Source organism: Actinophytocola algeriensis (assembly GCF_014203735.1).
GTDB lineage: Bacteria > Actinomycetota > Actinomycetes > Mycobacteriales > Pseudonocardiaceae > Actinophytocola > Actinophytocola algeriensis.
In genome coordinates, this window is sequence record NZ_JACHJQ010000017.1 from 50,951 (window position 1) to 61,158 (window position 10,208).

Sequence of the window (10,208 nt, forward strand, 5' to 3'; positions counted from 1 at the left end):
AACACCTGAACCCGTTGATCTCGTCAGATCATCTCGGTGAGTGTGTGACCCCTCGATAAACCCTGGAGGTCACATGGTTCGCGTCCTGCTCATGGTCATGGCGGGAGTGCTGGCGTGCTCCCCGGCGCCGTCGCGGCAGCCACCGTCCGATCCGGTCGGCGACTACCTGGCGCGCACTCTGCCGGACGGGTTCGGCGGCACGGTCCTCGCCGGGCGGGGTGGCGACATCACGTACTGCGAGGGCGTCGGCCTGGCCGACCGCGACTCGGGTACCGCAGCCACCTGCGACACGGTGTACGACGTCATGTCGATCACCAAACAGTTCACCGCGGCGGCGGTCCTCAAGCTGGAGACGATGGGGAAGCTGCGGGTGTCCGACCCGATCGGCACACACCTCGGCCCGGTGCCTGCCGACAAGCGGGGGATCACTCTGCACCACCTGCTCACCCACACCTCCGGCCTGGTCGAAGGTCTCGGCGACGACTACGACGCGATCTCCCGGGAGGACATGCTGGCCGGGGCACTGGCGTCGCGCCTCGTGTCGACCCCCGGCGAGGAGTTCCACTACTCCAACGTGGGCTACAGCGTCCTGGCCGCCGTCGTCGAGAAGGCCTCGGGTGTTGGCTACGAGCAGTTCCTGTCGCAGCGCCTGTTCCTCCCGGCCGGCATGCGTGACACCGGGTACGTCATTCCCCGCTGGTCTCCGGACCAGGTCGCCGTCGAGTACGACGAGACGGGAACGAGCCAGGGCCGGCCCTACGACCACCCGTGGGCAGCGGACGGCCCACACTGGAACCTCCGCGGCAACGGCGGCATGCTGTCCACCGCCCGCGACATGTTCCGCTGGCACCGGGCACTCACCGACGCCACCGTCCTTTCCTCGTCCGCACGGCAGAAGCTCTTCACCCCGCAGGTGCGGATGCCCGGCATGGACGTGTGGTACGCGTACGGCTGGGCCATCCTCGACACCGCGCACGGCGAGGTCGCCTGGCACAACGGCGGCAACGACTGGTCGCTGGCGAACTACGCGAGAGAACTCCCCGACGGCGCCATGACGTACTGGGTCAGCAACCAGGCCTACGCCGAGGACTGGAACCTCGAGGACGTCGAACTCGAGCTCACGAAGGAGATCCTGGAACGTGCCTGAAACACCGGAGCGAGCGAACCCGTCGGCGACGGTTTCCGTTTGAATCGGACTGTCCTTTCACGACTGTCGGTGGTGGATATTAATTCCTGTTCATGGAATTCCAAAATTCCTGATCGGTGCGCAGGGATTCACGACTTCGGCCGGCGATCGCGGAAAAGATCACACCCGCATCGTCGGAGATGACGGTCGGTAGGTGGCTTGCCAGCATTGGACCCTGATCTTGGGACGCCTAGCTGGAGGTCGCGCCATGACGGCACTTGCCAACGAACTGGTGGACGACGTGGAGTTGGTCAGTGCTATTTGGAGCGGGCGATTAGCCGTCCGGGCGGACGATCCCTACCACTTCGATCATCCGCTCGACCACATTCCCGGAATGGCCCTGATCGGGGGACTTCTCGAACTCGTCCGCCGGAGCGGAGCCGCGGACCTGGACATTCCGAACCGCCGGTTGTCGCTGTCGCTCACTTTTCCCTCGTTCTGCGAGCTGGACGGGCCGGTCGTGTTGCAGGCCACCCGGATCCCGACGGGGGAGGCCGGAGTGGACACCTCACTGTCCCTGTTGGCCGAACAGGGCGCGGAGGTCGTCTGCGAGGCGGACCTGACGCTGCGGGTGAGCACCGAACGCACCACGCCGTCGCTGTGGGCCACGCTGCTGCCGTCGGTGTGGAGCTACATGCTCGCCGCGCGGAGCCGGGGGATCGGCACGGTGTGGACCACCCGGCACCTGAGCTACGCGGCCGAGGTCGCGGAGCTGCTCGACATCCCGTCCGGTGTGCACCAGGCCGCGCTGGTGCCGACCGCGTACTACCGGGGGTCGACGTTCCGGCCCGCGCCGCGCCCGCCACTCGAGTCGAGCCTGCACGTCGACCGGTGGTGACACCGGTGCCGTGATTCGCCACCCGGAACACGTCACTGGATCAGCCGTGCCGACCGGCCCGGTGATGAGTTGTCGCGTCCGCACCCGTCATACCTGCGGCGGGACACGACGAGGCGGAAGGATGGCGTGATGAGTGCGGACATGCGGCTGGAGGAGCTGGGCGTGAGCGGTCTGGGCGAGGTCGACGAGCAGACGTTCTCGGGGCTGGCGGAGCGGCACCGGCGGGAGCTGCACGTGCACTGCTACCGGATGCTCGGATCGTTCGAGGACGCCGAGGACACCGTGCAGGAGACGTTCCTGCGTGCCTGGCGGCGGCGGGAGACCTTCGAGGGGCGGTCGACGTTCCGGGCGTGGCTGTACCGGATCGCCACCAACGCCTGCCTGGACCTGCTCGCCAAGTGCCGCCCGGCGCCCGCGACCGGCGGCGAGGTGGCGTGGCTGCAGCCCTACCCGGACCGGCTGCTCGACGAGCTGCCCGCGGGCGTGGGGGACGAGCCGGAGACCGTCGCCGTCGCGCGGGAGACGATCGAGCTGGCGTATCTCGTCGCGGTCCAGCACCTCGCGCCGCGCCCGCGAGCCGTGCTGATCCTGCGGGACGTGCTCGGCTGGCCGGCGAAGGACGTCGCGGAGCTCCTCGGGGACTCGGTCAACTCCGTGAACAGCGCGCTGCAGCGCGCCCGCGCCGGGATGCGGGAGCACCTGCCCGCGCAGCGGCAGGACTGGACCGGCGGCGAGGAGGACGCCGGGACGCGCGAGCTGGTGCGCCGCTACACCGACGCCAGCGTGGCCACGGACATCGACGGGCTCGCCGCGTTGCTGCGGGACGACGTCCGGTCCTCGATGCCGCCCACGCCGGGCCTGTACGTCGGCCGCGACACGGTCGTGCGCAGCTGGGTCCAGGACGGCTTCGAGGGCATGCAGGACCTGCGTGCCGTCCGCACCGCCGTGAACCGGCAGCCCGCCGTCGCCTTCTACCTCTGGCGGAAGCAGGAGGGCGCGTACCTGCCGCTGACGATCGACGTCCTGCGCGTCACCGGCGGGGCGATCACCGAGATCGTCACCTTCCACGCCGACCAGTTCCCGCGGCTCGGGCTGCCGGCGCGCCTGCCCGCGGACGGCGCGGAGTAGTCCCGGTGCGGACGCACGTGGGACTACTCCGGAACGGCACCTCGCGTTCGAATGCCGCATGACCGACGAGATCGATCATGCTGGCATCCTTGGTGGTGACCAAGGTTCACCGGCCGCGTCCGTGGCCGCAGCCTCGACAAGGCGGTAGACATGATTCAGGCCAGGGACATCCAGCTTGCGCCGGGACAGTGCCGCTATGTCCGGACCGAGTCGACGTGGCTGAGCCGGACCGGACGCTGCGAGTACCGGCAACACGACACCGACGAGCTCTGGATCCCACGGGATCCCGAGGCTGAGTGGCTGCTGCGCCGTGATCTCGGGCGAATCGAGTGGTTGACGTGCCAGGACCCGGGTTGGGATGGGCTCCCGAAGGCCAGCCGGCGCGAGTACCGCGCCAAGTACGGCACCTTCGCCCTGGCCGGCGAGCTGGAGCCAGCGCCAGAGCCGGGGTGGTACAACCTCACGCCGCGGTTCCTGGCCGGCTTGCCACGTGATCCCCGGACGCTGCTCACGCTGATCGAACAGGAATACGCGAGCGGCACCGCCAACCCGAGCAAGGCGTACTTCCAGCACGCCACGCAGCTCCTGGTCCGCGCCGCGTTGCCGGCCGATCTGCGAACGACCCTCTACCGAGCGATGACCTACATCCCAGGCGTGGAGATCACTGACGGGACCGCCACCGTCGACGGCGGCAGGACGGGCATGGCGATCGGTTTGACCATGGGCAGGAGCAAGGCCCTCCGTGAGGACATCGTCATCGACATCGAGGACGGTTCCGTGATCGGCCGTCGTTGGTTCACACCGAACGGTTCGCTCAGTGGCACCGAGGTGATCAGCAGCGGGATCACCGAGAAGCTCGGCGACGTGCCCCTCCGCTGATCGTGCGGCCAGCACACGCCAACCGGCGGCGAGAACGATCACTCGCGCCGAGGTGCCCCGGTGATCGGCTACCTCGGAAACGTTGGTGCAGTGCTGAAAGGGTGATCTCTACGGCGTGGCGTGGTGCCAACGACGTCGGCGTGACCGTCATCAGCCTCACCCACGAGGAAGCCCGGTCGGGCAGGCTTTATCCGCAAGTTCGCGTGACCAGTACACCGACCCGCTACCGTGGTACTGTCGTGGTGTCGATGGCATTTCGCGTGCCGGCGATCGAGTCAGCATCGTCGTCGACCACCCAGGCTGGTCCACTGTGGACCGGGGACGGGAGCTCCGACAGGTCGTCGGGACCGCGCGCCCGCACCAACACCTCGAAGGCCATTGTGGCCGAGCAGTCGCTGCGCTGTGGATCAAGCCGACGGCGCCCACTACGAGGGACGCGGGACGTGTCACGGGCCTGATGGCCCCACTCGCCGGATCTGTCCGCCGAACAGCCGGCGCTGTTCGTGGTGCCGGCTGCTCGGCCGGGTGCCCTTCAACGGAAGGCCGACGACAACCGGGATGCGGGCAGCGCACAGGTCGTGCGCTGAACGCGGGCTGTCGTCACACATACGACGAAGGGGAGCGCCACAACGATGAATGACACATATTCGAACACCACGAGGTCGCCGTCCGCCGCACTACCGGTCGTCGCGTGCTCCGCATGTGGCCACCCGTCGGCCGAGCACGACCGGATCGCGGCCCGGTTCTGCACTGCCACCACGGTGGGACATCATGACCGGGGCTGCGTCTGCACCGCGGGGTCGAGCACCGCGACGTGATCGGATCGCGGTGCTGTCCACGACTGGACTGAGTGAGCGCCAGGCAGGCAGCCGGTGTTGCGCGTGAAAGGCTTGAGCGGCCGGAACCCGGCGCGCTGAGTGGTCCGCCGATGGTGCCGGACGCTCGTCCGCACTGTCCATCTGGGACGTTGCGCCGGGACGCCCGAGCCGGTCGCTGACTCGACGGTCATGGTGACCACGAGGCCTTGGTGACCGCCGGTCCGTCCGGGAGTTGGTCGTCGTGCAGGACGTCGATGTCCTCTGGTTCCGTGTGTTCCTCGTGCAGCAGTGACCTGATGCTGGCGTTGAGCACGGCGAGGAGCGGTACGGCGAGGAGCGCGCCCGCGATGCCCGCGGTGATCAGGCCGGCGGCGATGGCGAGGACGACGGCGAGCGGGTGGAGTCGCACGGCGCGGCCGAGTAGCAGCGGCTGGAGGATGTGGCTCTCGAGCTGGTTGACACCGATGACGACGGCGAGCACCACGAGCGCGGCGAGGACGCTGTTGGCGACCAGCGCGACGAGGACCGCGACCGTGCCGGCGAGAACGGCGCCGATGATGGGCACGAACGCCGAGAGGAACACCAGCGCGGACAGTGGGATCACCAGCGGGACGCCGACGATCGCCAGCCCGATGCCGATTCCCACCGCGTCCACGAGTGCCACCGCGGCGGTGGCGCGCACGTAGCTGACCAGTGCCGCGAATCCGCGCCTGCCCGCGACGTCGACGCGCTCCCGCACCCGGCCGGGCACGCCGCGGGTCACGAACCGCCAGATGCCGGGGCCGTCGTAGAGGAAGAAGATCAGGACGAAGACGGTCAGCAGGAATCCGGTGAGCACCTCGCCGATCGTGGTGGCGGTGGTGATCGCGCCCTGGGTGATGGCGGCCTGGTTGTCCTGGAGCGCACCGATCGCGTCGTCGATGACCGTCTGGATCTGCTCGGCGCGCAGGTGCAGCGGTCCGTCGGTGAGCCAGTCCCGGATCTGGTCGAGGCTCGTCACCACCTGCGCCTGGAGATCGGGGAGACCGTTCACGAAGGTGATGATCACGAAGGTGAGCAGCCCGCCGAGGAGGGCGATGCCGCCGACCATGACGATCACGGCGGCCGCCCAGCGCGGCACACCCCACGCGACCAGCCGGGCGACCCCGGGCGCCATCAGCGCGGCGAGCAGCAGCGCGATGGCGACCGGTACGAGCAGGTGTGCGAAGTAGCCCGCGAGCCACACGATCACGTACAGCGCCGCGATCACGACGATGAACCGCCACGCCAGGGCCGCGCTCACCCGCAGCCCGGTGGGCACCAGTCCCGCCACATCGCGTCCGGTCGGCGGCCCGGATGGTTCGTCGGACCCGTTCATAGGCCGATGTGTGCCGGAGAATGTCCCATCAGTCCTCACCCCTGCCGTTCATTCGGACCGAACGAGGACTACCCCGGAAGACGATCACGCAATCCTTGTCGGCCGCGGCGTTCGATCCGTTCCAGCGGACAGCGGGCGTGCGAACCCGCTGCCCTGGTCCAGGCCGATGGCGCGGTCGTCAGCGTCCGGCGTAGGTCGGTGTCGGCTCATCGTCGACCGAGGGCACCAGGACCAGTTCCTCGAGTTGGCGGACGATGGTCGCGGGTGTGATCGCCTGCGGTTGTGCGAACACGGCGAGAAGGGTGTCTACGGACTGCTCGACGGTGAACCTCGTGCCGGCGTGCTTCCTGTCGGCGAGCGGGAACGGCCCGCTGACCATGGCGGTGCGGATGCCCCAGGCGAGTGCCTCGGCGTTGTCCGGCTTGACGAGCACGACCCCACCACAGTTGGTCTCGGGAAGTCCGCCGTCGTCGGACGCGATCACCCAGCAGCCCGAGTGCTGGGCCTCGATGGAGACGATGCCGAAGGTCTCGTGCCAGTACTGGCTGTTCGAGGGCATCACCACGATGTCGTGGTCGGCCATCAATGCCGCCATGGTGGCCGGTGTCTTGCATGCGTTGACCACGGAGACGCCGGGGTGCTCGCCCAGCAACCGCTCGATGATCCTCCCCTGTGGTTTGTCGGCTCCCGCGGTCGTCGCGGTGAAGCTGAGGTCCACGTCCTGCTCGATGATGTCGATGTGCAGGGTCTCCAGCAGGGTGTAGACGCCCTTTTCTGGACTGAGCCGGCCCGCGAACAGGATCCGCGTCTTCCCGGTCGGCCTGTCCGGCCTGGACTCCTCGGCGAAACACGGCTCGGCGAACGGGTACACGACGTTGATGGTCGCGACGTCGACGTCCAGGAAGACCGCCCACAGGGCCGCGGCGTACCGGCTGGTGGCGATCAGCGCGAGGACCCTGGTCCCGTCGACGGCGAACGCCTTCTCGTGCTCCCGGATGGGCGGCGGGTTGTGCAGGATCAGGAACGCCGGGTTTCTGGTCGGCACCGGATGCGGCTCGTTGACGAACACGACCGTGCCGTCGAGCTCCCCGATCTCGTCGAGCAACGCCAGGGACAGGAACGGGATCCCGGCGAAGTCGTCCCGGCCGTCGTCGGCACCGAGGCCCACGGTGACGATCCGGGCGGCGACCCCGCGCCGGTTCAGTTCGCGGACGTGACCGACGGTGTAGTTCTCGGAACCGCCGGTGCCTGCGGGCAGGGGATTGCCGGGTGACCAGATGAACGATATCAAGTTGTGCTTCCCACGTTTCGTCGATCGTTCTGGGACAGAGGGACGGCGAGCCGGAGGAGCGTGCCTACCTCCATAACGGACGGTTGACGTCCTGGTTCATGCGGAGCCGTGGTGGTTCCGCCGCGTGCCCGCGTGGGCGGCGAGGCCGTCCAGGAGTCGGTCGAGACCCCACTGGAACTGGCCGGCGGCCGTCGCCGGGTCGGTGGTCTCGAGGGCGACGGAGCCGAGGATGTACACGTTGAGCAGGTGCGCGGCGTCGGCGGCGGCGTCCCGGTCGAGGCCGGCGTCGGTCAGGATGGTCAGGAGTGCCGCCCCGATCGCCTGTGCGTTCCGGCCGTCCAGGGAGCTGCCCAGCAGCAGGTACACGGAGCCGGGATGGGCCAGCAGTTCGTTCCTGAGGTCGCGCGCGAGGGCGTGGACGCGGTCTCGCCATGGCGATGACGAGTCGCCTTCCTGGTTGTCGTGGACCCGCCCGAGGAGCTGTTCGGCCAGGCCGCGCAGTACCGCGGCCTTGTCCGGGAAGTAGGTGTAGACGGCGTTGGGGGCGATCCCCACCCGGGCCGCGATCCCCCGGATCGTCACCCGCTCGGCGCCGAGTTCGGCCAGTAGCGCCAGGGCGGCGTCGAGAATCGCCTGCTCACTCAGGGTGCGCCGAGGGCCGGGGCGGACGGGGTGGGCTTCGGTCACGGTGCTCCCGGGGATAAAATCTCTGGACGATGTACAGTTATTGTACATCGTCCAGATTTGCGGCTGATCGCCACGAGTCAGGCCAGGACGAGCCGCCTTACGGCATCGACGGCACCGCGTTCGTGCGGTGGGCTCGTGACCACGTCGCCGCCCTGCCGCAACCGGAACGGCCGCGGCACGACGGCGACACAGGCAAGACCCAGACGGAAGGCGGCGACGCCGCACATGAACGAAACCCCGGACGAGCCGAACGTGATCGCCGATCGACTGCATCTCGCCACCGGTTTCCTGGCATCCGAACGCGACTGGGTCATCGGGCGCCTTGGCGCGCTGGGGTCGAGGCTGCGGTCGTTCCCCGGCACGGAGATCGATCTGGAGATCAGTCTCAAGGACCGCCACGGCACCGGCCAGCGGGTCACGCTGGAGTGCTGGATCAGCCGCACCCCGCGCCTGCACCTGGTGTCCACATCGACGGCGAGGGAGTTGGCGGTGGCACTCAACGAGGTCCGCAACGACCTGATCCGCCAGGTCGACGACGCCAAAACCCGCACCGAACCCCGCAACAACCACGCTCGGCGGACACCCCACCACGTCGCCGACAACAGCGTCGGTGAGGAGTAGCGCAGCGTGTCACGCCGGTCGAGCATCTGCCGGAGTTCACGCCGGTGCTGCTCATCGGCGCTGTCGGCACGGCAAGCGCTCGAACCCGCAGCCGCGCCCGCGGGCCGCGGTGGCTAGACCCAACCGGACTCGCGGGCGATGCGAACCGCGTCGGACTTGGAGCGCGCGCGGGTTTTGCTGGTCACATTGGACAGATAGTTGCGGACCGTTCCCGGCGACAAGAACAGGCGCTTGGCGATCTCGGGTCCTGGCGCGCCGTCGGCCGCCATGCGCAGCACGTCCACCTCCCGGGGAGTCAGGGGATTGGACTCCGCCATGAGCGCGGCGACGGCGAGGCTGGCGTCGACCACCGCCTGCCCCTTCGCGGCACCGCGGATCGCTTCGAGCAGACGATGTGCCGGGGCGTCCTTGTCGATCGCGCCCAGCACGTCGGCGGCAAGCAGGCTGCGCGCCACAGAGGCGGGCCTGGCCGCGGCCAAAGCCACGATCTGGCAGGCGGGCAGCTGCTCGCGCAGATTCCCGACGGTGGTCAGGCCGATGCTCGACGGCGTGTCGATCTCGATGACGACCACGTCCGGCCGTTCCCGCAGCGCCAACGGCACGACCTGGTCACCGCATTCGAGAGCGGCGACGATCTCGATGTCGCCGTGCCGGGACAGCATGTCCACGAAGGCACCGCGCACCAGACCCAGGTTCAGGGCGAGCAGTACCGTGATCGGCTCCGTGGCCGGCTCGCCGGACAGGTCCAGAACGCCGTTCGCGGGGAACGTACGGGCGATCATGCCTTACCGACAGGCCGGGACGGGGTTGCCCGGCGGTCGGAGTCGTGTCCTGCCACGAAGTACCTCGGTTCGTCGTCCGTGTTCGGGATGGCCGCGCGGCAGGCGTCACGTCAGGACCGCGACACATGTTGGTGCCACGAGGGGATGCTGAGCATTCCGGCCTGGAGTACGAATGCGTCCGCCGGACGTGGCCGGTCCCAGATCACGTCAATCGGGCTTACTCGGATGAGTGCGCCGGGTCTTGGGCACCTCACGAATACCCCCGAACCCTAGCTCTCCCCGCGTGGCGCGTGTATCCGCCAATCGGTTGGCAGAGCCGGGGATCGGGTGGTTGCGTGGATTCTTTGTGAACAGTCCGTATGCCACGAGGTGCTGTCCGTCCCAACCGGACAGCGCCTCGGCCGGCAACGTGTGAGGCGAGGGACCGAGTCAGTGGTCGAGGGTGGGTGGGTGATGTCCTTCGGGGGCTGTTCGGTTGAGGTCGGCCATGCGGAGCCGGAAGATTTGCAGGTCGGTGGCGAAGTATTTGGTGGTTTCGCCGACCCAGTGCATGCCGTTTTTTCTGACCGTGGCCGCGGCGCGGGTGTTGCCGGGCCGGACGACGGCGAAGATCTCGTCGAT

At 68.6% G+C, this 10,208-nt stretch carries 10 protein-coding genes and 1 pseudogene; 6 read left to right on the top strand and 5 right to left on the bottom strand.

Annotated elements, in window-relative coordinates; all coding sequences use genetic code 11:
* Positions 1–73 precede the first annotated feature (73 nt).
* From FHR82_RS44730 to FHR82_RS45565, 5 genes are all read left to right on the top strand, one after another.
* Entirely contained in the window at positions 74–1,147 is a 1,074-nt protein-coding gene (locus tag FHR82_RS44730; protein WP_221465103.1) for a serine hydrolase domain-containing protein, read from the top strand.
* A gap of 247 nt (positions 1,148–1,394) precedes the next feature.
* On the top strand, positions 1,395–2,024 hold the full coding sequence (locus FHR82_RS44735; RefSeq protein WP_184816792.1) for an AfsA-related hotdog domain-containing protein: 630 nt from the start codon (positions 1,395–1,397) through the stop codon (positions 2,022–2,024).
* 129 nt (positions 2,025–2,153) lie between these two features.
* On the top strand, positions 2,154–3,152 hold the full coding sequence (locus FHR82_RS44740; protein WP_184816793.1) for an RNA polymerase subunit sigma-70: 999 nt from the start codon (positions 2,154–2,156) through the stop codon (positions 3,150–3,152).
* A gap of 150 nt (positions 3,153–3,302) precedes the next feature.
* Positions 3,303–4,031, top strand: a complete 729-nt coding sequence (locus FHR82_RS44745) for a hypothetical protein (RefSeq protein WP_184816794.1) — start codon at positions 3,303–3,305, stop codon at positions 4,029–4,031.
* A 632-nt stretch (positions 4,032–4,663) separates the two neighbouring features.
* Positions 4,664–4,849 carry an RGCVC family protein gene (locus FHR82_RS45565; RefSeq protein WP_221465104.1) on the top strand — a complete coding sequence of 62 codons (186 nt, stop codon included), beginning with the start codon at positions 4,664–4,666 and terminating at the stop codon, positions 4,847–4,849.
* A 187-nt stretch (positions 4,850–5,036) separates the two neighbouring features.
* Here the strand turns inward: FHR82_RS45565 and FHR82_RS44750 are convergent, their stop codons facing one another.
* The 3 genes from FHR82_RS44750 to FHR82_RS44760 all read right to left on the bottom strand — a co-directional run bounded on the left by FHR82_RS44750 (position 5,037) and on the right by FHR82_RS44760 (position 8,184).
* Positions 5,037–6,206, bottom strand: a complete 1,170-nt coding sequence (locus tag FHR82_RS44750) for an AI-2E family transporter (RefSeq protein ID WP_184816795.1) — start codon at positions 6,204–6,206, stop codon at positions 5,037–5,039.
* Between the two features lie 178 nt (positions 6,207–6,384).
* Positions 6,385–7,497: a glycosyltransferase family 4 protein gene (locus FHR82_RS44755; protein ID WP_184816796.1), complete on the bottom strand. Its 1,113-nt coding sequence runs from the start codon at positions 7,495–7,497 to the stop codon at positions 6,385–6,387.
* 96 nt (positions 7,498–7,593) lie between these two features.
* Positions 7,594–8,184 carry a TetR/AcrR family transcriptional regulator gene (locus tag FHR82_RS44760; RefSeq protein WP_221465105.1) on the bottom strand — a complete coding sequence of 197 codons (591 nt, stop codon included), beginning with the start codon at positions 8,182–8,184 and terminating at the stop codon, positions 7,594–7,596.
* Between the two features lie 225 nt (positions 8,185–8,409).
* On the opposite strand from FHR82_RS44760, the gene FHR82_RS44765 reads away from it, so the two are divergent.
* Entirely contained in the window at positions 8,410–8,805 is a 396-nt protein-coding gene (locus tag FHR82_RS44765; RefSeq protein WP_184816798.1) for an HPF/RaiA family ribosome-associated protein, read from the top strand.
* Positions 8,806–8,918: 113 nt separating this feature from the next.
* On the opposite strand, the gene FHR82_RS44770 is transcribed toward FHR82_RS44765, so the two are convergent.
* Positions 8,919–9,587, bottom strand: a complete 669-nt coding sequence (locus FHR82_RS44770) for a response regulator transcription factor (protein WP_184816799.1) — start codon at positions 9,585–9,587, stop codon at positions 8,919–8,921.
* Positions 9,588–10,016: 429 nt separating this feature from the next.
* Positions 10,017–10,208, bottom strand: a pseudogene (locus FHR82_RS44775) (GNAT family N-acetyltransferase); the annotation flags it as partial.

Bases quoted from the DNA above. Each gene is read 5' to 3' on its own strand.
- FHR82_RS44730 (WP_221465103.1), top strand. From the start codon at position 74: ATGGTTCGCGTCCTGCTCATGGTCATGGCGGGAGTGCTGGCGTGCTCC.
- FHR82_RS44750 (WP_184816795.1), bottom strand. From the start codon at position 6,206: ATGAACGGGTCCGACGAACCATCCGGGCCGCCGACCGGACGCGATGTG.
- FHR82_RS44735 (WP_184816792.1), top strand. From the start codon at position 1,395: ATGACGGCACTTGCCAACGAACTGGTGGACGACGTGGAGTTGGTCAGT.
- FHR82_RS44745 (WP_184816794.1), top strand. From the start codon at position 3,303: ATGATTCAGGCCAGGGACATCCAGCTTGCGCCGGGACAGTGCCGCTAT.
- FHR82_RS44765 (WP_184816798.1), top strand. From the start codon at position 8,410: ATGAACGAAACCCCGGACGAGCCGAACGTGATCGCCGATCGACTGCAT.
- FHR82_RS44770 (WP_184816799.1), bottom strand. From the start codon at position 9,587: ATGATCGCCCGTACGTTCCCCGCGAACGGCGTTCTGGACCTGTCCGGC.
- FHR82_RS45565 (WP_221465104.1), top strand. From the start codon at position 4,664: ATGAATGACACATATTCGAACACCACGAGGTCGCCGTCCGCCGCACTA.
- FHR82_RS44740 (WP_184816793.1), top strand. From the start codon at position 2,154: ATGAGTGCGGACATGCGGCTGGAGGAGCTGGGCGTGAGCGGTCTGGGC.